18 protein-coding genes are annotated in these 24,321 nt (G+C 34.3%); 8 read left to right on the top strand and 10 right to left on the bottom strand.

Features of this window, described 5'->3' with window-relative positions:
- Positions 1-520: 520 nt before the first annotated feature.
- Positions 521-1,555 (bottom strand): phosphate acyltransferase PlsX, encoded by a 1,035-nt coding sequence (gene plsX / locus F6K40_RS03210; protein WP_293131298.1) that lies wholly within the window; start codon positions 1,553-1,555, stop codon positions 521-523.
- Between the two features lie 828 nt (positions 1,556-2,383).
- Here plsX and F6K40_RS03215 point away from each other — a divergent pair.
- Positions 2,384-3,694, top strand: a complete 1,311-nt coding sequence (locus F6K40_RS03215) for a D-alanyl-D-alanine carboxypeptidase (RefSeq protein ID WP_293131301.1) — start codon at positions 2,384-2,386, stop codon at positions 3,692-3,694.
- 241 nt (positions 3,695-3,935) lie between these two features.
- Here the strand turns inward: F6K40_RS03215 and F6K40_RS03220 are convergent, their stop codons facing one another.
- Positions 3,936-4,211 (bottom strand): hypothetical protein, encoded by a 276-nt coding sequence (locus F6K40_RS03220; RefSeq protein WP_293131304.1) that lies wholly within the window; start codon positions 4,209-4,211, stop codon positions 3,936-3,938.
- 229 nt (positions 4,212-4,440) lie between these two features.
- Between F6K40_RS03220 and F6K40_RS03225 the strand changes: the two genes are divergently transcribed.
- From F6K40_RS03225 to F6K40_RS03240, 4 genes are all read left to right on the top strand, one after another.
- Positions 4,441-5,472: a DUF1822 family protein gene (locus tag F6K40_RS03225; RefSeq protein WP_293131307.1), complete on the top strand. Its 1,032-nt coding sequence runs from the start codon at positions 4,441-4,443 to the stop codon at positions 5,470-5,472.
- A 20-nt stretch (positions 5,473-5,492) separates the two neighbouring features.
- A complete protein-coding gene (locus F6K40_RS03230) occupies positions 5,493-7,601 on the top strand; it encodes a CHAT domain-containing protein (RefSeq protein ID WP_293131310.1) in 2,109 nt (702 codons plus the stop codon).
- Positions 7,602-7,782: 181 nt separating this feature from the next.
- A complete protein-coding gene (locus F6K40_RS03235; protein WP_293131313.1) occupies positions 7,783-9,003 on the top strand; it encodes an RNA-guided endonuclease InsQ/TnpB family protein in 1,221 nt (406 codons plus the stop codon).
- 185 nt (positions 9,004-9,188) lie between these two features.
- A complete protein-coding gene (locus F6K40_RS03240) occupies positions 9,189-9,455 on the top strand; it encodes a UPF0175 family protein (RefSeq protein WP_293131316.1) in 267 nt (88 codons plus the stop codon).
- Positions 9,456-9,797: 342 nt separating this feature from the next.
- On the opposite strand, the gene F6K40_RS03245 is transcribed toward F6K40_RS03240, so the two are convergent.
- From F6K40_RS03245 to metG, 6 genes are all read right to left on the bottom strand, one after another.
- Positions 9,798-10,043 (bottom strand): hypothetical protein, encoded by a 246-nt coding sequence (locus tag F6K40_RS03245; RefSeq protein ID WP_293131318.1) that lies wholly within the window; start codon positions 10,041-10,043, stop codon positions 9,798-9,800.
- Positions 10,044-10,265: 222 nt separating this feature from the next.
- The gene (locus F6K40_RS03250; RefSeq protein WP_293131321.1) at positions 10,266-11,342 is read right to left on the bottom strand and encodes a tocopherol cyclase family protein; all 1,077 of its coding nucleotides are present in this window, start codon (positions 11,340-11,342) and stop codon (positions 10,266-10,268) included.
- 743 nt (positions 11,343-12,085) lie between these two features.
- Complete coding sequence (locus tag F6K40_RS03255; RefSeq protein WP_293131324.1) at positions 12,086-12,226, bottom strand: hypothetical protein; 141 nt, start codon at positions 12,224-12,226, stop codon at positions 12,086-12,088.
- 5 nt (positions 12,227-12,231) lie between these two features.
- Entirely contained in the window at positions 12,232-13,404 is a 1,173-nt protein-coding gene (gene lptC, locus F6K40_RS03260; protein WP_293131327.1) for an LPS export ABC transporter periplasmic protein LptC, read from the bottom strand.
- A gap of 1,488 nt (positions 13,405-14,892) precedes the next feature.
- Positions 14,893-15,507 (bottom strand): LabA-like NYN domain-containing protein, encoded by a 615-nt coding sequence (locus F6K40_RS03265; RefSeq protein WP_293131330.1) that lies wholly within the window; start codon positions 15,505-15,507, stop codon positions 14,893-14,895.
- 116 nt (positions 15,508-15,623) lie between these two features.
- Complete coding sequence (gene metG, locus F6K40_RS03270; protein WP_293131333.1) at positions 15,624-17,228, bottom strand: methionine--tRNA ligase; 1,605 nt, start codon at positions 17,226-17,228, stop codon at positions 15,624-15,626.
- 511 nt (positions 17,229-17,739) lie between these two features.
- Here metG and F6K40_RS03275 point away from each other — a divergent pair.
- From F6K40_RS03275 to F6K40_RS03285, 3 genes are all read left to right on the top strand, one after another.
- Complete coding sequence (locus F6K40_RS03275) at positions 17,740-17,979, top strand: 1-acyl-sn-glycerol-3-phosphate acyltransferase (protein WP_293131336.1); 240 nt, start codon at positions 17,740-17,742, stop codon at positions 17,977-17,979.
- Between the two features lie 1,091 nt (positions 17,980-19,070).
- Positions 19,071-19,841 carry an alpha/beta fold hydrolase gene (locus F6K40_RS03280; protein ID WP_293131339.1) on the top strand — a complete coding sequence of 257 codons (771 nt, stop codon included), beginning with the start codon at positions 19,071-19,073 and terminating at the stop codon, positions 19,839-19,841.
- Positions 19,842-20,462: 621 nt separating this feature from the next.
- Positions 20,463-20,741, top strand: coding sequence for a transposase (locus tag F6K40_RS03285; protein ID WP_293131342.1), 279 nt, complete (start codon positions 20,463-20,465; stop codon positions 20,739-20,741).
- Positions 20,742-21,267: 526 nt separating this feature from the next.
- On the opposite strand, the gene F6K40_RS03290 is transcribed toward F6K40_RS03285, so the two are convergent.
- Together F6K40_RS03290 and F6K40_RS03295 are read right to left on the bottom strand one after the other, a co-directional pair.
- Positions 21,268-21,729 carry a hypothetical protein gene (locus tag F6K40_RS03290; RefSeq protein WP_293131345.1) on the bottom strand — a complete coding sequence of 154 codons (462 nt, stop codon included), beginning with the start codon at positions 21,727-21,729 and terminating at the stop codon, positions 21,268-21,270.
- A 1,496-nt stretch (positions 21,730-23,225) separates the two neighbouring features.
- Complete coding sequence (locus F6K40_RS03295; protein ID WP_293131348.1) at positions 23,226-24,296, bottom strand: N-acetyltransferase DgcN family protein; 1,071 nt, start codon at positions 24,294-24,296, stop codon at positions 23,226-23,228.
- Between the last annotated feature and the right edge of the window lie 25 nt (positions 24,297-24,321).

The raw sequence follows: 24,321 nt of genomic DNA on the forward strand, positions 1-24,321 counted from the left end.
GAAAAACTACTGCTGAGTTTTTAGTTCTGAAGTTCTGACTTCATTAAGCTTGTTTCAACCACATCATAAAGCATCAAAAACTTCCGAGTCTAGTTGACTAAATAATTCTTAGACCTGAAAAACTACTGCTGAGTTTTTAGTTCTGAAGTTCTGACTTCATTAAGCTTGTTTCAACCACATCATAAAGCATCAAAAACTTCCGAGTCTAGTTGACTAAATAATTCTTAGACCTGAAAAACTACTTGTGAGTTCTGAGTTCTGAAGTTCTGACTTCATTAAGCTTGTTTCAACCACATCATAAAGAACCAAAAACTTCCGAGTTAAGTTGACTCAATAATTGTTAAAGCTGAAAAAAACACTTCTGAGTTCTGAGTTATGATTTCGTCAAGCTTGTTTAAACCACATCAAAATCATCAAAAACGTCTGAGACAAGTATACTCAATCATCATTTTCACTCAAATAATTAATAGAGCTGAAAAAAACAATTCTGACTTCTGAATTCCTTAAAAAGGAGGATCTACTAATTAGTAACTACTGACTGTTTATCTTCCAGTAAATAGTTGGAATTAATTCTTTCGATCACTCTATTTTCAACAGCTTCTTTTGCTGAACGAACTGCATTAGATATAGCTACTGCTTTAGAGGAACCATGACTAATAATACAAATTCCTCCCACTCCTAATAATAATGCCCCTCCATGTTCTACATGATCTATTCTTTGTTTCATCCTTTTTAAATTAGGTCGTAATATTGCAGTACCTATTTTCCCACTCAGACCAGGTGTCAATTCTTCCCTCATCATTTGCAGTACAGCATCACCCACTGCCTCCGCAAACTTTAATAATACATTACCTGCAAAACCATCACAAACTATCACATCAAATTCACCAGATAAAACATCACGCCCTTCTGCATTACCAATAAACTTGATTTGATTATTTTCTTGCAATATTTCGTGAGTTCTTACTGCTAAATCATTTCCTTTTGATGGCTCTTCCCCAATATTCAGTAGTCCCACTTTTGGCTCGGAAGTCCTCAAAACATATTCACTATAAATTGTCCCCATGACTGCAAATTGTTCTAAATATTTGGGGCGACAGTCCACATTTGCTCCCACATCAAGGATTAGGACTGGTTTTTTCGGAATAATAGTGGGTAAAATGGCCCCAATTGCCGGGCGATCAATTCCTGGGATTCGTCCCAAACGCAACAAAGCAGAGGCCATTGCAGCTCCTGAATGACCTGCGGAAACTACAGCATCTGCTTCTTTCTCCTTGACTAATTTCATAGCTACATTAATAGATGCCTTGGACTTGCGCCTAATGGCAGTCAAAGGTTCTTCGTGCATTTCTACCATGTCCTCGGCAGGAACTATTTCTGGCAAAGGTTGGCTTGATTTGTGATTTATACAGGCTTTAATTTTCTGAGGATCGCCAACTAGCAATACTTTGACACCATAAGCTTCTTGAGCTTTGAGTGCTCCTTCAACAATTTCAGATGGGGCATGGTCCCCACCCATAGCGTCTATTGCGATTCGTGTAGGTATTATTCCCATTTTTCAAAGTTAGAGAAATCTTTAAGATTTTATCAGTTAATTGATTATTTAGGGAATAGGGAAAAATTAGGCAGTAGGAAGAATAATTGATAATTTATTGATTATTTAGGGATTAGGAGTGAGGAAGAATAATTGATATTTATATAGATGAAGTTTGCTATAATAGAAAAATTTTGAAAATAGGGAATAGAGAATCGGGAGTAGGGAATCGGGAATCGGGCAAAATTAGGCAGTAGGAAGAATAATTGATATTTATACAGATGAAGTTTGCTATAATAGAAAAATTTTGAAAATAGGGAATAGGGAATCGGGAGTAGGGAATCGGGAATCGGGAATCGGGCAAAATTAGGCAGTAGGGAACAGGGAGATTGATTATTTAGGGAATAGGGAAAAATTAGGCAGTAGGAAGAATAATTGATAATTTATTGATTATTTAGGGATTCGGGGTTAGGAAGAATAATTGATATTTATACAGATGAAGTTTGCTATAATAGAAAAATTTTGAAAATAGGGAATAGGGAATCGGGAGTAGGGAATAGGGAATCGGGAAAAATTAGGGAGCAGGGAACAGGGAGATTGATTATTTAGGGATTAGGGGTTAGGAAGAATAATTGATATTTATAGAGATGAAGCTTGCTATAATAGAAAAATTTTGAAAATAGGGAATCGGGAAAAATTAGGGAGTAGGGAATAGGGAATCGGGAAAAATTAGGGAGTAGGGAACAGAGAGATTGATTATTTAGGGATTAGGGGTTAGGAAGAATAATTGATATTTATACAGATGAAGTTTGCTACAATAGAAAAATTTTGAAAATATTGAATTGATTTATGTGGGAATTATTCAGCTACGGAGTTATACATCTGTGGTTAGAAATGGCAGGGATAGAAAGTATTGGGCAGAATACTGTAGCGATACTTAAATGGCAAGCAGGTCTACCTGAATTAATTTCGCCGGAAAATTCAGATGAAATATTGACCTTAGAAGTAGATGAATATTTAGAGGGTTTGAAAACAAAAGGATTACTGACTGCTGATGTTCAGGGTATCTGGATACAGTCAGAATTAAGACCTCTTCATAGTCACGAAGGTACAATTCCTATTCCTAGTGCTTCTTTAACTAAAGTCGCTACATCTTTAGCTGCACTGGAAACTTGGGGACCAGAACATCAATTTGAAACTTTGATTAGTACCACAGGTCCCATTACTAATGGCATCTTGCGAGGAGATTTGGTTGTTAATGGTGGTAGTGACCCTTATTTTGTCTGGGAAGAGGCGATCGCTCTGGGCAATGCTATAGAAAAATTGGGCATTAATCAGGTGAGGGGTAATTTGGTTATAGTAGGTAATTTTTGGATGAACGAGAGGTATAACCCTGTAGTGGCTGGTCGATTCTTGCGAGAAGGTATAAATTCTGCAACTTGGTCTAGAAATGTGAGAAGTATCTACAACCGAATGCCCCCAGGAACGTCGATGCCGAAGGTAGCGATCGCTGGTTCTGTTATATCTAAAAAATCTGTATCTGGGAAAATTCCGATTATTAGACATAAGTCGTTACCCCTGGTGTATATTCTCAAAACGATGAATGCGGAAAGTAAGAATAATTTAGCTGAGAGATTGGCGGAAATTTTGGGAGGAGCAAAGGTTGTGCAACGAAAAGCTGCTTGGAGTGCTGGGGTGTCGGAGGCAGAAATACAATTAGTTAATGGTTCTGGGTTGGGGGTAGAAAATCAGATTTCTCCAAGAGCGGTAACTGCAATGTTGGTAGCTATTCAAAGGTATCTGCAAAATTCTGAGTGGGTTATTGCGGATCTGTTTCCGGTATCTGGGTACGACACGGGAACTTTAAGGGATCAATCACGGAATATTCCCCAGGGAGCGGCGGTTAAGACTGGTACTTTGAATGATGTTATTGCTTTAGCAGGGGTTTTTCCAACGCGGGAAGAGGGTTTGGTTTGGTTTACGATGGTTAACCGGAGTCCTTATTGGGAGGAAACACGAGTAGAGCAAGATAAATTTTTACAGGAATTAGTTAAGAGGTGGGGAGTAGTTACGTCACCTAGAGGTGTTAGTCCTAAGATAAATGGCGATCGTTTGGGTTTGGGAGATAGTCGAAGAAATTATATTATTTCGGGGGATTAATTTTGAGGAAAGTTTTGAGTGAAGAATGGCAAACAGATGATGATTATTTTTTCTGTTTGCTAATGATAAATATAAGATAAGTAATTACCTAAGATTGTGGGTATTTTGAATTATACCGCTACGGGTTAGGCAACAGGCAAATGTTAACTGCAATAGCTTTTCAGCTTGTATTAATGTCTTAACCTATTTGCCTGGTGCAATACTAAATAATTGCCTTGCTTTTCATGGAAAAATCTAATTTTTATTCTTTCACATTTGGTTTGTTATTCAAAAAAAATTCAGCTACTTCGGCATTTTTATCTTTGTAATTATCCATATATAACTGATAACAGGATGAAGTTTCTTTTAATTCTTTAGGTGGATGTGTTTCCAAGTTTTGCTGCCCAAAAATAAATGGTAAAAACATCAAAGTTTTCATTACAGTATCAGCTATTGATGATGTTATTTGATTAGCAAATATGAACGTACAAGAAAATTGACTGGATTGGATATTGAAGAATAAAAGTTGTCTTTTCATAGGATAAATTATCTTTTTTGATGTGTCTTTGTATTTATTATGAATACTGGTTGTTGTTAGTGTCTAGCAACAATGGTTGTGAAAACGCAATTTTATTTTTACAACAATAGTTGCTAGACTTTTTTATAAGTACCTTGTAGACTATACCTATAGAAACTCTATTTCAGTATTTGCTCAAGTTTTATTTAGCTGATTTAGTTTTCTATTATTAAAGTCAATCGTTAAAGTTATGACCTCATCATTAGAAAATTTTTGCCCTGTCTTGAGCAATAAAAAAAAATTGGAAAATCAAGAAAAATGCCTTGAATGTCTGGAGGTAGAAAAAGAGTGGGATGTAGATAGACTGTTACAAGATTTGAATACTTTAAAAGAATATGTTGAAGGTAAAAAGCTTACTGATAGAGAAATTTGTTGGTTACGTCTTTTGCTTAAAGAACAGGATACTGACGAAATATCCAATAAATTTTATCTATCTAAAAACACAGTGAAAAGTGACTTATCAAGAACTTTATATAAATATGTTAATGAACTTACTGGTAAAAAAATTAATCACCCCTTAACAGTTAGTAAACACCTTAAAGAAGTAGGGTATAGAAAAAATCCTAATAATCAAGATATTTACAATCAAGAAGAAAATTCCGTGTCCGTATTCCAGTCATTTTCTATGTATTTAGAGAAAGTTTTATGTTTCTTTGAATCGGGCGAACTGCAAAAACAAATTGTTGAATCAAGGGAACTAAAAGAAGAGTTTCTTAAATTTGCTGAAGCATATAAACAACTTGAGATTTATATTTTAAAGTTGCAGTCTATTTATCAATATAAACCCATATCTTTAGTCGAGCCATCCATAAATTTAACTCAATGGTTACAAAATAGATTTACTGAAGCAGAGCAAGCTTTATGGTTAACAGTTGAAGAAATTTTTCCCAAGAAATCTTTAGCTTTTAGGGAGGCTAGTGTTCAAAGAGCTAAACAAATTCAATTAGAAGATTTAAAAATTGCAATAACCCTAGATTTAGAGTTAACAGATGATAAAGAGATGAGAATATTATTAGGTTTATATCCTCTAGAAAGCCAAACAAAACTACCGAAAAATATCACTGCAATTGTAATTGATTTTAACCAAGAAACTCTAGTTGAAGTTTCTACAGAAAATTATCCAGATGGTTTTATTCAAGAATTATTCTTCGATCCAGAAGAAAGTTTTACGGTAGAAATTAATTACGATGATTTAAGTTACAGAGAAAATTTTGTTGCCTAAATTTACTAAAAGTTATAAATATGAAAAAATTACTCTTTATCAAAGTTATAACAGGAGATTTTTACCAAGGATTTGAGACAAATTTACGGATTAGTTATTCTGAAAAAGATTCTATTTTAGAAGTAGACGTTGATGGCTATTTACCTCCATATCCTGACATTCCCAAGCTCTATAAAAATTGGAATGAAAAATATAAATTACTAGGGCTAAATTTTAGAGGTAGGGTAGGAAGAATTGGTGACTTCAAAAAAACGCTTGATGACTGTCAAAATTCAGCCAAAGAATTAAGGTTAGGTATGCAAAAATGGCTGAATAATTCTCAAGATATTAAGTTCCAAAAACTGAGAGATAAAATAAATCAGAGATTAGAACCTTCAGATGAAATTATGGTCTTTCTGCAAACAGAAAATGAAATCTTAAAAAAACTTCCTTGGGATGAGTGGGATTTATTTGCTGATACTTTTACTAAAGCTGAAATTGCCCTCAGTCCACCAGAAATTGATGTTGTTACTCAAACAAATTTTCGCATTGGAAAAAATAAAGTTAGAATTTTATCTATATTGGGAGATAGTCAAGGAATAGATATTCAATTCGACCAACAATTAATTGCTAATTTACCTAATGCAGAACCCGAATTTTTAGTAGAACCAAATCGTCAAGAATTTAGCGATAAACTTTGGGAAAAAGATTGGGATATTCTTTTCTTTGCAGGTCATAGTTATAGCGATCGTGAAACAGGAATTATTTATATCAACCCCCAGGAACAACTACCAATTAGTGAATTAAAAAATAGTCTTAGAAAAGTTATTCAAAAAGGATTACAATTAGCTATTTTTAACTCTTGTGATGGTTTGAAATTAGCTGAATATTTGGCAGATTTACAAATTCCCCAGGTAATTGTGATGCGAGAACCTGTAGCAGACAAAGCAGCTCAAAAATTTCTGGATTATTTTCTCACTGCTTATGCTGATGGTGAATCCTTATATTTAGCAGTTAGAAATGCTCGGCAAAGATTAGAAGTTTTAGAATCTGAAATTCCTGGTACTACTTGGTTGCCAATAATTTATCAGAAGTCTTTAGAAATTCCTCCAACTTGGCAAGAAATAATTGATGGAAATAAACCTGAACCTTGGCAACTTTCAGCTACTCTTTCAAACAAATATTATTCTGAATTTCCTATAGAATTTATTCGCCCTACTGCTAGTTTTATGACAAATTTTTTGGAAAAATCTATTACAAAATACGGACTTAAAATAGCCTGTAGTCCGAATCCAAATCGCCAATATTTTGTCAGTGGTGGAAATGAAGTAATTAATGTTTGGGAAATCGGTACTTGGGAAAACAAACAAAGAATTTCTATGCCTGGGGTGTTTGATTTATGGTTTACTTCGGTTTCTATTAGTCCAGATGGTAAAACGATAGCAGCTTGCAAAAACGATCGAATTAATATTTGGCGTTTAGGTGAAGAAAAACCTATTTATAGTTACTCCAAAACTTTATCTTTGAATGGCTTTTTCGATGCGTTTGGTTTTGACTCTGTTACTTTCAGTCCGGACGGTAAAATTCTCGCAGCTAATGACAACCAAGAAATTAAATTATGGGATGTAGAAACAGGTGAAGAAATTGGTAAACTTATCGGACATTCAGATAAAGTAACTTGTGTTGCTTTTCTACCACAAAATAAGAAAATTCTCGCTAGTTGTAGTTATGACAAAACCATCAAACTATGGAATATAGAAACAGGTGCAGAAATTGGTAAACTTTCTGGTCACGATGATAGAGTTTATACCATTACTTTCAGTCCAGATGGAAAAACCTTGGCTAGCGGTGGCGAAGATCGTACGATTAAACTTTGGCCTCTTGAGACTGGTGAACCTCGTACTCTCCGAAAACATTCAGAAGCAGTAACTTGTCTTGCTTTTAACCCTAATGGCACAACATTGGTAAGTGGCAGTAGTGATGGGACAATTCAGGAATGGACTGTGACAGGAAAGCCATTATCAACCTTTCCTGAAAATTCCGAGCAACATTCTAGAGGCGTAACTTCTGTCGCTTTTAGTCCAGACGGAAAAACATTAATTAGTGGTGGAAGAGATCAAGCCATAAAAATTTGGCAGCGAAATTTTTGAGTATTGTAAAGTTTTGTTGATTTTATAGAAAAACATAAAAAAACAACTAAAAATCTCTTAGACTGGAATTAGTTAAATTCCCTTAATCTTGTTTATGAATGAAATTATCTGCAACACGCATGCATCTTGAAGATGAACTTGGAAAACAGAAGAGAGCGTTAAATGTTTACAAGGAGGGATAATGCAGTTAGTAGAACGTACTATTATTAAAAAAAACCATCCCAATTATAAATCACTCGATGCTCTAGCTTTCTTGTCGAAAAATCTCTACAACATGGCTAACTACATAGTTAGACAAGAGTTTATTAATAAAGGAAATTATCTAGACTATAACAAGGTTCAAAAGTTGTTACAGTCGGGAGCAGATTATAAAGCAATACCGGCGAAAGTTTCTCAGCAGGTTTTGATTCTTTTAGATCAAAATTGGCAAAGTTTTTTTCAAGCTATAAGAGCTTATAATCAATGTCCAAGTAAGTTCAAAAGCCCTCCTAAACTGCCAAAATATAAACATAAACAGAAAGGAAGGAATATTTTAGTTTATACGAAACAGGCTATTAGTAAACTTCAATTAGTAAAAAATAAAAAGATATTACTATCAAAAAGTCAGCTATTTTTTGACAGTAAAATAAATTATGATTCTCTGCAACAAGTGAGAATTATTCCCAAGCTTAATTACTATGTGATAGAAGTGGTTTACGAATCCGTTGAAGTTAAATTAGATTTGTCAGAATCTGATGTGGCTTCTGTAGATTTGGGAGTGAATAATTTGGCAACTGTAACATCAAATAAAAAAGGTTTTCAACCCTTTATTATTAACGGCAGACCAGTCAAATCAATTAATCAATTCTATAATTATAAGAAGGGTAAACTACAGTCAGAATTAAATCAGACTAAAAGTAGTAATAGAATCAAAAGATTATCGACAAAAAGAAATTTCAAGATTGACGATTATCTACATAAGACTAGCAGGTATATTATTAATCATCTGATCAGCTGGGAGATAGGAGTTTTAGTAATAGGAAATAATCCTAACTGGAAACAAAGCCTAAATCTTGGCAAAAAAAACAATCAAAATTTTGTTCAAATTCCTTTTTTTAAGTTAATTGAACAACTAAAATACAAAGCCAAATTAGTGGGAATCAAAGTAATAATTAATGAAGAAAGTTATACATCAAAAGCTAGTTTTTTAGACTGGGACGACTTACCAGTTTACCAAAAGGGTGTCAAACATAGATTTAGTGGTAAACGAGTGAAAAGAGGACTTTATAAAGCTTCAAATGGAGTCAAATACAATGCTGATGTCAATGGAAGTTTAAACATACTACGAAAAGCAGTCCCAAACGCTTTTAGCAATGGGATAGAGGGTGTTGTAGTTCACCCCGTTAAGGTAACACTTAATTAAAACACTTGTCTAGGAATATTTTTCTATAGATTTAGTAACTATAGCCATCAAAATAATGGATGCGGATATTTCTAAATTCTCAAACTCACTCAAAAATTCCTTCCGACTTCTAAAAAGCAATGCTTTTTTCGTCAAAAATAAACTAGGATTAAACCACCATTAACATCAAAAAAAATCTTACCTCAGTGAAACCTATCCAAATATCAATGGAAATACCTGCATCAGTTCTGGAAGCAACCAACGCAGATGCAACAACATTTGCAGGAGAATTACGGATATTAGCAGCAGTTAAATTCTATGAAATGGCTCGTTTATCCTCTAGTAAAGCAGCCGAACTAGCAGGAATGTCAAGGGTAGAATTTCTACTCAATTTAGGGAAATATCAAGTATTTCCCTTAGCTCAAGAATTGCAAGAATTGGAAGTAGAAAATGTCAGTAGCTATAAAAATTAAATTATTGGTTTTTTTCATTATGCCTCCCAAGCAAGAAATAAATATTAGGACTTGCGCACTACAAAGTCTTTTCCTCATTGCAACCGACAAGTAGCAATCTCAAATCCTAGTTTTCCTTACCTCATGCGTAAGTCCTGATTATATTAATAACCTGAGAAAAGTTTTAATTAATTACTTCTGAAAAATTCTTGGATCTTTAACCATTACTCTAATAAGCGTTTGTTGCAATAAATTTAAAAAGTTAACAGTAAAAGCTGCATTTTTCATTGTTTCTTTCAAAGCTTTTACTTCTTCTGATTGGGGATTTGGATGATTTGCTATCCAATACAAATAAGGAGATATTTATGAATACATAGCAGGCAGTTTTTCTAGGTTATTTCCTTCTCTTGTTTCTATCATTTGTACCATTGAGTTCAAATTTGAAATACACTTTTGATAACCTTCCCACAATTTTTCTTTTTCCCAAGTCTTGGCATCTTTAGTTAATTGGTAGCTATTGTTTAAGACAGTGACAAATATCGCGATGCCTCCACCAACTAACGAGCTAACAACATATTTCCAACCATCAGGAATATCTGGAATAATCATTGGTTTTATTTTCCTCAATTCATACACGCAGCAATTAAATTATCAAAAATGTATTTGTTTATAGAAGCAATTTGGAATATTACCAAAGGTGTAGGTTTTTGGTAAAGAAGTTAGAAGGTTGAGAAATGAAATACAGGAAAAAGGTAGAAAAATGCCCCCATATTCGCAATTTACACATTTCCGCCTCTATTTTTTAAGAAATCCAAAATGGCTTCTATAACATCATTTAACCCAAGGTTGCTCCCAAGACTCTCCACCAACTTCTAACCCACATAAATCGCTTCGCGCCTCCAAAATCAACTTTGAATAACCATCCCTAACTTCCCTTAACTTCAAAGTTAAATTTCCCCGCATAGTATCTTGACACAAAAATATTAATCCCTGTTCTGACGGCGCCCGTAAAGGTGTACCGGAACAGTTAGTAGTCGCAGTTAACTCTACCTCAAATAAATCATTTTTGGCCTGCATTTGCCATTCTCCCCAAGGCTGAATTTGCCAATGTACCTCCGAATTCCACGGTACAAACTCATAAAATTTGCCTTGGTAATGAATACCTACCAATGCCACCTCTTCCATCCACCACAATACTCCTCGCTTACCACCACCAGCAGTTAAAGCTAAATCTGATTTGTCATAGAAACTATTACAGTTCAACCAAAACCATTTTTTCGGAAAAGCACCACCCCAATTTTTCTCACTGTAAGCTGGCGCATCAGTAAACTTGTAGATATTCCCATTCCATTCTATCCAACCAGTAGCCAAACCATGAGCCATTAATATTTGCCATCCAGGCTCAAAAATTGGTAAAAATGACAGCCAACCAGCAGTTGACTGTTGTTCTACATCTGGATTTCCCCAACCATATATAGGTTGTGTTTCATATTGCCAACAACAATAATTATTTGTTCCTGGGTCGGAAAGAACTCCTTGATGCCAAGTAGCAGTAGCTTGATACCCTTGTTCGATTCGCTCCTCAAATACTTGTGGCTCTAAATACCCAACTGAACCTGTTAAATTTGTTCGTCCCCAATGGCCTAATTCTAGAACCTCCGGAGTTGCCCAAAATTTTTTCACATCTGGGAAAGTCCGACAGAGATATTCATCATTTGGGCCAAGAATTTGTGCCCCACCACCACTATAAGGTTTACCGCCAATAGGATCTTCTATAGAATACATAAAGGCGAAAGTTTGTTTTTCTTCTGGTAGGGTGACTCGATAATACCAACCTTCAAAAAAACGGCGATCGCTACCATCCCAGTGATAGCCACTATGGGGAGTTTGTAGGGGATATGTTCTCACAACTTGTTTCCTATATCACAATAACTACAAAAAATTAACATCTACTGAAAATGCCCTTGGGTTATTTTATTTATCAGTTATTAGTTATCAGTATCTCCAGTAATAGGGAGGGGAAGAAAATCCGAAATTTTCTTTCTCTTTATTGATTGGATATGGCTAGTTCAATAATTAATAATTAATAATTAACAATTAATAATTAGCTCTTCTTAAAAATAAGAGGATTGGTTAAAAGGAAATTTTTTCTTCTCTTGGTTGATTGGATATGGCGAGGAAACCTCGCCATCCCTCGACCGCTTTTTTCTCCTTTCAAGGAGAGGTTTTAAACCTTTTTTTTCCGTAAATCATCCATCTCTCGCCCCCTTTTCATCCACTTTACTGGGGAATTTATTAATCTTATTTCTTGGTAAATAAGGAAGTTATAATATCAAATCCGGTAGTATCGGTATAAAAAAGCAGATAAATCAGGTTTATTAAATACTCCACCATACTAACATCTACCTCCTATAAACTCGGTTTCTTACAATACTCTTAAAAAGCAGAGAAACCCGGTTTATTAAATACTCCACCATACCAACATCTACCTCCTATAAACTCGGTTTCTTACAATACTCTTAAAAAGCAGAGAAACCCGGTTTATTAAATACTCCACCATACCAACATCTACCTCCTATAAACCCGGTTTCTTATAACACTCCAAACCAAGCAGGTTTGACATAACTTACCTATAATTTATGTAGATTTATCTAAAAGAACAATTTTTTAGAGATTTCATTCTGCTTGTAGTTTATTCCCACACTTCCCACACCTCCCACACCTCCCACACTTCCCACACTCCCCACACTTCCCACACTCCTCAAACTTCCCACACTTCCCACACTTCCCACACCCCCTACTCAATACTCTGAGGAATAATTTCTGTTACAACATTACTATTACCACCTTGAATAATAACTGTCTCATTTTTGAGTTGCCCCACTGCCCTAGGACCTCTTACATTAAATGGTGGATCGACTTGACGATAAAATACATTACCTTCCGCTTCAAAAGTTTGATTTTGTAAATACCAAGTTAGGCGATCGCTATTTAATTGAGCTTGATTTTCTTGCCCAACACCAACGACATCTCCTGATAGAACAAAAGTATTTTTCTGAAAATTTCCTTGACCTTTATTTGCTTGTAAAATTACTTTTTCTCCTTGCTCTAATACTGTTATAGCTCCTGGTGAATCTATCAAATTTTGTGGTATATTCCAAATCATCAAATCGCTACTTATTTGTAATTTTGGATTAGTTCGGATCACCTGTACATTTTTCTTTAGAGTAGCGATTTGACTTTCTAAATTAAATTCTGACTCGTCACCATAAGCACTACCAATAACTTTTTTATCTTGTAACTCTTCTATTTTTATTGGTTGATTAGCAGTCAATTTTTTTTGATCTATCTGCCAAAATAATTGCTCTGTTTGGATTTTCATTACAGGTTCTTTGAACATAGCAACTACTTGACCATAAAACTCTATTCTTTTTTCTAGACTAATAACTTTTGCCGTTTGAGCTGATGCTTGTATTTGTTCATTACTACCTGTTATATTGTTGCGAACAATAATAATTCCTGGTTCAGTTAACCATTCTAATTGTTCTCCTCTAATAGTTATTTGATTTTGGATGTCATATACTTCTATTTCTTCTATAAGTAAAATTTTGTTTCCGTCTTGATATACTTCTCCTTGCAATGCAGTAATTTTATAAGCTAATTTTCCATCTCTAAATAATTCACCTTCAGGTTTAGTAACTCTAATTAATTCTTGATTTTTTACATACGAAGCTTGTTTAGATTTTACCCGCCACAACATTTCACCTACTTCAGATGCTTCTTCAAGAGTAACGTCATTTAAAGTTAAATCACTTTCTGGATTTTGATTAAGAATAGGTTGTTCTGAGATATTTTCTTGACTTTGATTTTGTTGATTACAAGCGGTTATTCCTAGCAGTAAAGTTACTAAGATTAATAGAGGCATTGATGAATTTTGGAAATCATAAAAATAATTATTTAGTGTTTTCATAAAAAGCCTAATTATAATCAGATAATTTTTATTAAAAAATTTCTTACATAATACCAAGCTCGATAAATTTTTACTACAAATACTTCGATTATTTATATTAATCACCAGTCAACTATTAGCTATTAATTCATTGCCTAATCGGCAGGAATTAGTATTGATAGATTTAAGGAGAATTAAAAGTATTAGAAAAAAAATTTACCTTGACCACTATAATTGTATATTTATTATTGTATTTATCAAAATTAATTGTTTCAGGCATAAGACTCTTGGTTTGCCTAGTTAACTGTTGATCCGAATATCATTACTGGTACATCAATACCTCATTGTTTTACCCTGAAACAATTTTATTTGAGGAAATATACATCTGACTTTAACTATTTTAGTTGACTAAATCATTCGTAACATTCTTTTTTTACGCTTGGTATTATGCTATTTTAATAAAAAAAATGCTACAAAAAGGAAAACTATAGCAATCCTACATAGGTTTTGACAAATCTAAAATTTAGATAAAAAACTGAAATTACAACCTGTTCCCAGTTAAGTGTTCCTTGTTCCCTAAAAGCCGTAAGATTTTTATACACAAATAAAATAGGATTACTATATCAATCTCTGGCTAGCTAAAAACAAAGAACAATTTTTTCTTTTAGTGAATCCTCTTCTTTTTCAGAAAAGTTAATTGTTAATTTAAAAACTTTTTTGCTTCAATAATTTACCAAATAATGATGTCTAAAGCCTCCCCTTTTTAAGGGAAAAAAAATATTGAATTCATTATTTCAAGCCTCTAATTTTAGTCGTAGGTTCACTAATAACTGATAAATTAAATGACAGGAATTACCTAGTTGATGAAGTCTGTATGTTGATGGTTTGAGGGAATAGGAAGTAGGGAGTTGGGATAGGGAACAAGCAAAAAATATTTACCCCATCAATTGTACCATATTAATGTACCATATTAATCATCAAATCTGTTGTATTTCTTCTCCCAACTTCAGTCTTCCTTCTTCAGACCTGATACTATTTTGAACAATCTTTTTTCCACATGATATTACTAAACTTCTAGAAGTTTAGTATATTCAAACAATACTCAAGGAAAGTTTTTCACTATAAGCACAAATTTTTCCATATTTTTAGATAGATGATGCTCAGTTTTTTAAACTTTCCTTTGAGTAAGTAATATTTAATTTTTGCTCTAACATACCTCTCAAATTTATAGAACAATATATTATAGGTATTAATCCACTAATTTCTAGAAAAATTAACACCATTTTTACCGAATAATTAATAATTAAATAATTCAGGTTTATTAGCCTCCCTTTATTAAGGGGAAAAAAATAAATTTTTTCCTTCTTGGTCTTACCTCTCCCTTTTAAGGGAGAGGTAATTATCCATTATCCATTATCCATTATCCATTATCCATTATCCATTAATGAAATTGATTCTTATTCTAAAACTTGTCAATTTTCCTCAGTTAAATTATAACTAAAATCATCCTTAATCATGTTCATCCATGAAACCTATAGCTGATAGAGGACGATAGGTATAGCAAGGAGATTTAGAAGTTTTTTGAATGTCTTCTTTAATTTGTTCCAGGTCTATATAACGATCAGAAACATTAATTAAACTATCGCTAGTCATAGCTCTAAGACTAACCACTTCAACCCTAACACCTCTATAACTAACAGCATCTACAGCATAAGCTAAATCTCCATCTCCACTAACTAATACAGCAGTATCATAAGAGCCAACTAAAGCCATCATATCAACAGCAATTTCTACATCAAGATTAGCTTTTTTAGAACCATCTGGTAACTGTACTAAGTCTTTAGAAATGACGCGATAACCATTACGACGCATCCACAACAAAAACCCTTGCTGTTTTTCATTAGTACGATCTACTCCAGTGTAGAAAAAGGAACGTAGGAGACGAGAACCTCCTGTAAGACGTGAAAGAAGTTTCGTATAATCTATCTCAATTCCTAGCTGTAAAGCAGCATAAAATAAGTTAGATCCATCTATAAAAATAGCTACTTTGCCACGATTTTCTAGAAGTTGTTCTGGTGTAAATATTTCATTACACTCTATTTGTATTTGTTGATGATTCAACATGGTTTTTAACCTCGGTTTTTTTATGAAATTAAAGAAATTTAATTCTTAATCAGAAATAATTTGTCAGAGAAAAACAGGCTATTTAATTTTAAAAAAACAAGATTAGGATTAGCTTTTTAAGCAACAGTTTCTGTCAATTCTAGTCTTTGAAAAACAGGTTGAGGTTTCCCCAGAATTTGATTTTCTGGGAGAGTCCCCCAACTTACTTGTTTGACAAAATTTTCTGAACTATGAATTACTGATTTATTGTTAAAATCATTTGAGAAACCTAGTTGCTGATAAATAGCATTACTAATATTTGGAATTATCGGCGATAAAAGATAAGATGCTAATCTAACAGACTCCAACACAGAATATAAAACTTCTGTTACAGTATCTAACTCACCCTGTTTATATAAACTCCATGGAGCAGTTTCGTCTATATATTTATCGCACGCTCTAGCCAAAACTAATACCGCTTCACAAACTTTACTAAAAGCCAAAGAAGCATAAGCTTGAGTAACTTCTTCCCCCAAACTAATACCTATTTTTTTAAGTGGATGAGAAACCTCTATTTTCTCACCATTAATATTAGGAATTTGACCATTAAAGTATTTATGAGCCATTTTCAGGGTACGATTTAGTAAATTGCCTAAACCATTTGCTAAGTCAGAATTTAGGACATTGATAAATCGGATTTCACTAAAATCACCATCAACTCCAAATTCGATTTCTTTGAGAAAATAATAACGAACTGCATCAGAGCCGTACTTTTGAATTAATTCAAAAGGATTTAAAGTATTACCCAAGGATTTACCCATCTTCTTGCCGTCTTTGGTCAAAAATCCATGTCCAAATACACCCCCAGGCAGAGGTAAATCTGCGGACATTAACATAGCTGGCCAATAAACAGCATGGAAACGTAATATATCTTTCCCAATTAAGTGCAAATTAATCGGCCACCATTTTGATAAAGCATTCTCTAGGGTAGGCTCATTATCAGGATCTAGGAGGGCCGTAACATAACCTAATAGAGCATCAAACCAAACGTATATAGTATGGTTAGGATCTATAGGTAGTTGAAAGCCCCAATCCACATTAACTCTAGAGATAGAAAAATCTTGTAATCCCTGATTAACAAAGCTTAAGACTTCATTCCGACGGCTGTCGGGTTGAATAAATTCTGGCCTTTCTTGGTAAAAAGCTTGTAGTTGTTCCTGATACCTGGAGAGACGAAAGAAGTAGTTTTGCTCATCGCGCCATTCTACTTTTTGGTTAGTATGAATAGCACAATATTTATCTTCTAGAAGTTCGCGCTCTTCTTTAAATTCTTCACAAGATACGCAATACCATCCTTGTTGCTGACTTAAGTAGATGTCACCTCGATCCCAAACTCTTTGGAAAAATTCTTTGACAATTTTTTCGTGGTTAGATGCAGTAGTACGACTAAAACGGTCATACTGAATATTTAGTTGTTGCCAAAGAGATTCAAATCCTGTAACTATTGAGTCACAGTGTTCTTTAGGGGATCTTCCTTTGCTTTGAGCTGTTCTTTGAATTTTCTGGCCATGCTCATCTGTACCAGTAATCATCAACACCGATCTACCTTGTAGTCTTTGAAAACGAGCTACCGTATCGGCAGCAATAGTTGTATAAGCACTACCTATATGTGGTAAATCATTAACGTAGTAAAGGGGAGTTGTAATTGCAAAGGTATTTTTATTTGTATATGTGTTTTTCATGGAAAATCAGACTTAAATACTTTTGATTTGAACTGGCAATGGTGATAATCATTCTGGAGTTTAGTAGTACCGACCTATTTTATTTACTACTTGGATTAATTGCTTTTTCTGTGACCTAAGTAATTTCATTATGATTCGCTTGGAAGCAAATAATATCCCCTACCGTAACAGTAATGCTGTTATATTGTTTTGATAGAATTTCTCAAAGAAATTTTAACTTTTGGAATTTTGATGTTATTATCCTTAGAAGGTATCTGTAAAATAAATCTAAATAAACGCCTCAAATATCTATACTTGCTAGGTTACAGCGGTTCGATAAATCTCCAGAGTGATTTTGTGAGATTATTGTCGCCTAACCCAACCTACATCAAGGCTTAATTTTTTATTTAATAGATACCCTCTTACAGTCTATATATTTATTCACAGTCTAAGATTGAATCTCTAGTTAGAAGTAAAATGGGAAGCCAAGCAAATAACATACCCTTAATTTCCCATTTATTCTTAACTACTATTGGTAGTAGAACTTTTTATTGATTATGGAGACCGAATTCCTTCTGAAGGAGGCGTGCTACTTGTAAGTAACTATTGTAGTTTTATGGACCTTTTGTTACTCACAGTGGCCGTTAATCGTCCAATCCGATTTGTCTGCTATCACTATATGAGCGAAGTACCTGTGTTATGGGAATTAGTAACTGGTTTAGGAGGTTTTCCTTTAGATAATCCTACTTATAGAAAAAAGCATTTTTTCTAACAGGCAATACAACTACTACAAGCTCACGAAATATTGGAAGTATTTCTAGAAAGTTCTGCGCATAAGGTAAAATTTACTCCTCCTAATTTTATTGGTGATTTTCAAAGAGGATTTGCTCAGAATTACTGTGGCAAGCACCAGTATCAAATCTGGCAATATTACCAGTAGCGCTTGCTGCACCTGATGAGCAGTTAATTTCTCCCTGAATACCTTGGAAATTATTAAGTTTTTTTGACGCTTCAGAACCTTTGTTTAATTAACCTGGATAGCATCCTGCAATAGTTTATCAACCCTCTAACATCATGTTTAGTCTTCCATTTTGGATGATAACTTTACATAATCGGCAATATCTAGAACAATTAGCTCAACATTTAATTAATGATATATATAGCAATCCTATTTGAGTTGTGTACAAAATTTTAATGGCTTTTAGGGAACAAGGAACACTTAACTGGGAACAGGTAAGAGTTTCAGTTTTTTATTTACTTTTGAATTTGTCACAACCTATTTAGGATTGCTATATAACTAATCATGTTAGCCAAGAAATTACTAATTTACTAACAAAAGACTGTGTTTAATCCCTATATTTTTTTATTTTAATAAATAACACAAAAAATCACTCTTACTCCTGTACAAATTTAAGAATTAAATAACTTGATTGTTTAGTTAGTCATGTTAAGTGAAAAATTGCTAATTATAATCACTAATTATTGCTCTGCTGATTAATTATCAAAAAGTTTACAGATAAAGGTTTCCACCTTTTTAAGTTCTTAAAAAATGCAAGCTTTTCGGTTTAAAGAGCTGCATAAAGTTAGGCTTTTGTGCAAGAGTTGGCGGGAATTTTTAAGGGACAACGCTGACTCCTACCGACTCTATAATTCCCATTTCTCCAGACTCCAGACTCCAGACTCCTTCCCCTATCACTCATACTTTCCTTATGCAAACCCTAATTATTAAGTAATAATTAGGTAAATTACAAAAAAATAAAAATCTATTCTTCTAGAGTATAAGCTGAATAATAACTTGCTCTGATATATCAACTATCAGTTATTAATTTATCAATCATTACTAATTTCTATCTGTATTCAATCATGCAAGTGGCAAGTAGTAAAATTAGCTTTTTAAGGCCAACTGCCTCTAAACCCGAATTACCTCTGTTTATTTTTCTACCTGCCATGGACGGTACAGGTAAATTGTTGCGATCGCAGCTCTCCAGCTTATCAACTGCCTTCGATATTCGGTGTCTCAGTATCCCAGCAAATGATTTATCAAGTTGGGATCAGTTATCGGAGAGAACAATAAACTTAATTGAAATTGAACAGGAAGCAGCACCTAAAAGACCTGTTTATTTATGTGGAGAATCCTTCGGAGGATGTTTAGCACTAAAAATTGCCTTCAATGCTCCTGAATTATTGGACAAACTAATTTTAGTTAATTCTGCTACTTCATTTAGTCAACAACCTATAGTAAAATACGGCTCATATCTCACCCAGTATCTACCAACCTATTTATATCAATTATCTGTAAAAGCAACTTTGCCCTTTTTAGGAGCTTTGGGTAGGATGGAACTACAGGAGTGTCAAGCACTACTTAAAGCTATGCAGTCAGTTTCTCAGGAGACTGCTATCTGGCGATTTGAGTTAATGCGTTCATTCCAGGTAAGTAAAAATCAACTAAAAAATTTCCCAAAGTCTACATTAATCATTGTTAGCGCGGCAGACCGACTTTTACCCTCAATATCACAAGGTAAGTTTTTAGTCAAGTATTTGCCCAAAGCTCAGATGGTTATTCTCCCCAATAGTGGCCACTCCTGCTTACTAGAAGTAGATGTAGATCTTTATGAAATTATTCGAGGCCAATGAGTATTGTAAAGTTTTATTGATTTTATAGAAGAACTTATGAAAACAACTAAAAATATCTTAGACTGAGAAAGGATTGCAGAACAGCTCGTTAAATGTTTACAGGAGGGATAATGCAATTAGTAGAACGTACTATTATTAAAAAAAATCATCCCAATTATAAATCACAGTCGTGCTCTAGCTTTCTTGTCGAAAAATCTTTACAATATAGCTAACTACGTAGTTAGACAAGAGTTTATTAATAACGGAAATTATCTAAATTATAAAAAGGTTCATGCATATTATAAAATCGGGAGTAGATTATCAAGCAATACCGGCCAAAGTTACGAGCGCAGGTTTTGATTCTTTTAGATAAAAATTGGCAAAGTTTTTTTCAAGCTATAAGAGCTTATAATCAATGTCCAAGTAAATTTAAAAGCCGTCCTCAACTGCCAAAATATAAACATAAACAGAAAGGAAGGAATATTCTAGTTTATACATGCGCAAGCGATTAGTAAACCTCAATTAGTCAAAAATCAGAAGATATTACTATCAAAAAGTGAGCTATTTTTTGACAGTAAAATAAATTATGATTCTCTGCAACAAGTGAGAATAATTCCTAAGCTTAATTACTATGTGATAGAAGTGGTTTACGAATCCGTTGAAGTTAAATTAGATTTGTCTAAATATCATGTGGCTTCTGTAGATTTGGGAGTAAATAATTTGGCGACTGTAACATCAAATAAAAAAGGTTTTCAACCCTTTATTATTAACGGCAGACCAGTCAAATCAATTAATCAATTCTATAATTATAAGAAGGGGAAACTACAGTCAGAATTAAATCAGACTAAAAGTAGTAATAGAATCAAAAGATTATCGACAAAAAGAAATTTTAAGATTGATGATTATCTGCATGCATACTAGCAGGTATATTATTAATCATCTGATCAAAAATCAGATAGGAGTTTTAGTAATAGGAAATAATCCAAGGCAGGAAACAAGGCATAAATCTTGGCAAAAAAAATAATCAAAATTTTGTTCAAATTTAAAGTTTTATTAATTTTATAGAAAAACATAGGAAAACAACTAAAAATATCTTAGACTGAGAAAGGATTGCAGAACAGCTCGTTAAATGTTTACAGGAGGGATAATACAGTTAGTAGAACGTACTATTATTAAAAAAAATCATCTGGTGTCAAATACAATCAGTCATGTCAATGTTCGTTTAAATACCGATAATAAAAGTAGTCCCAAACGCTTTTAGCAATGGGATAGAGGGTGTTGTAGTTCACCCCGTTAAGGTAACACTTAATTAAAACTAAGTCAAGGAATATTTTTCTATAGATTTAGTAACTATTCAGAATACCTTAAATAAATGACTAGCAAAAAAATATCATCTATACATTATAGTCATTAATTTATTGAAGGAAGTTTATAAGTTTTAATCATATTAACTTTCTCCTTGAGGCTCTATACGTTCCATAGTTGCTTCCATAGCACTAACCAAAGAAGGTCCTATTAAAACCCCACTACTACAGTAATATCGCTCTTCACCTAAGCGGAGTAATGTTTCAAAACCACCACGACGTTGTGGATCATTTCCCAGTACCCAATAACGCTGAATAATTGAATCAAGACCAAGCCATCCTTCTCCTTCCACCTTTCCTAACTCGCTATGTTGAAGAAGAAAAGTATAACGCCGTTCGTCACTGTCGAGACGTCCTTTATACTGTAAAATAATATCCTCACGGTCTTGACTGGGAAATATCAGTTTTGTTACCATCGTAAACCAATCCGTACGATCCCATGTCACGATAGTTTTACCCTTGACAGTAATTAACATTCCGTTACGTTGTAGCCAATTTCCCGCAATCATCCATTGGCCTGATTCTAATATAAAAGTATGAGCCACAGTGGTATTCCTATGCTGCTAATGCTAGCTTGATCAAATTTACAGCTTGGAGACCCCGCCATTACCACTAGATTAGGTGGGTATGAAAACTGACCTCCAAAATGGTAGGTTTACAATGCACCCCATCATCTCTAGCCAACTAAAAGGATAAAGACTTGGGAGCATCCGTACCGTTGTTCGACCTGCCACAGTTTATAGACTCAGGTTACTTTGTCCCTAGAGACTACACAACTGTTTAGTCTTACTTAACTCACTTGGAGATGGTCTGAGCAAAGCTACAATTAAAATATTAGGGACTTCCCAATCAAAAAAGATCCCTTTACATTGAACCTAGGGAGCATGGATAGGACAGTAAGGGTAGTTGACCGATACAGTAATCTAGTAGGTTGGCAAAAACCATGTTTTGTGAACCTAAGATACTACTCCATGAGAAGTTCAAATAATTGTAGTAAAAGTCCAACCTCCTCAACCCTTAGCTGGAAAAGTTAGGCAGATTGACTTAGCAAGTTTAGTGCTAGCACTATCTGTGTATTTTAGACTATCTAGATAACTTGTGTGCAAAAATTAGGAATAGGAAAAATGCCTAGGAATATTCTCTGGTAAATATTCTTCTATCAAAAATGTAAATATTTAGTTGCTCTAAACCATTTTTTTGATTAGTCAAACCTCCCAAGGCCCATATAGTTACTTTTGTGCCAGACTAAGGCCAACTACAACGGCTCCTAATTTTTCTGTATATGTAAACCAAAGGGTGAACATAAACGATACCAGGGGACATAATATTATCAATAAGTAAGGTAAGAGTTAGGAGTCATAATTCAGGAGAGAAGAAAAGGGGGAAATAAGGTATTAAGGAGAGAAAAGTTCTGTGATAGCTAATCATTAACTCCTGAATAATTTTCCAGATTGACTGAGATGTTATATCAAGTCTCATTAATTAGGGTTTGCTGAAAAAGTCTTATGGGTGAAGGTAGGAGACAGGAGACAGGAGGAATGGGGAGTGAGTGAGGAGGCAGGAGTCAGAATTATCCCTTGATTTTTCTACCTTATGTAACCCAAAATCCTAACTTTTTGAGCTACTTCATGCTCACGCACAAGGTATTTCTGACGATAAAAAAGGCTAAAACCATGATTAAAGTCAATGCTTTTAGATTTAATCAGCAAGTCCTAATTAGTCATAATAAAAATATTCCTCTCTCTTAAGAGAATATTTTTCAAATTTTCCGAGGTTATATCAAATCCGGTAGTATCGGTAGAATTCCAGACAGTAGGGGTTTGGTCTCCAAACCCTCGAAAACTAGGAGTTTTCAGCAATACTGATAGTAGAATTATATCACTCCGAAGCCAGCGGATTTGATATTACCTATTCCCTACTCCCTAAATTTTTTATTGTGCTTATTCAAACAGACATAATATGAAAGTATCTGTCAGCTTGAAAACCACATTCTTCATATTCATAAATTCTCAAGTCTAATAGCATTTTTTCTGAAGGCTTACTAATTCTCGCTGTTCATAACTGCATCCAACAATAAATCAGCACCAAAACGCACAGGATCGGTGCAAGGCAAACCAGTTTCTATTTCTACTTGAGCGATCGCTTTTTTAGCAGCAACTTCATCTAAATGAAAAGTATTCATCGCAATACCTCTAACTCGCGCTGCTTGAAAAGCACTACCTACACCAGACACCATCTCATACAACTGAATCACTATTTGTAACGGCGGAATCAAGAACTCGGGATGATTGCGGATATGAGTTTGATTAGCACGATGTACCAAGATTAAATCAGTAGGTTGGGTACCGCGCAATAGTGGCAGGGTGGCAGTAGAGCCTGGATGCAATAGGGAACCTTGCCCTTCAACAATAAGTAAATCGTAGGTATTGCCAAACTGCATAATCATTTGTTCGACTGCCCCAGCAGCAAAATCAACTCGCACTGCATCCAAGGCAATACCATCGCCAGCAATCATCAAACCCCCTTGCCCTGTAGCCAGAAACTTAGAATTGATACCTCGGCGTTGAGCAGTTGCATTTAGTTCTAAACTGGTAGACATTTTGCCGATCGCCATGTCTGTACCAACTGTTAATATCCGCCGACAAGAAAGTGTTCTAGCTTTCCCACTAGCAACAGTTAATCCTTGAGGTTCTTGACGCACATCCCATATCCATTGGGACTTCCGCAAAAATGGTATAATTTCAGGATTATTGGCGAGTGGGGTATGCAAACCATTGACAACTGATAAACCAGAGGCAACTGCTGCTTTTATTTCTTCAAACCATTTGTCAGGCAAAGCACCACCAGAAGGAGCAATACCAATGACTAATATTTCTGGTTGAAAGGCGATCGCCTCAGAAACGGAAGCAACTATGGGAATATCGCGGGGAATTTTAGTAAGTTCTGGCAATGATTTTCCAGCAGATTCGCGATCTATGACGGCAACGATTTCTGCTTGACTGTAACGCAATAGTGATAACCCGGTTTTTCCGTGTGAACCTTGGATGCCATCGTGTAGCAAAATTGCTATTTTACCATTTTGGATTTTTGATTGTGGATTTTCTGTAGTCATAATTTTCTCAAAGAAAAATTCTATT

The sequence above is a fragment of the Okeania sp. SIO3I5 genome (assembly GCF_010672085.1).
GTDB lineage: Bacteria > Cyanobacteriota > Cyanobacteriia > Cyanobacteriales > Microcoleaceae > Trichodesmium.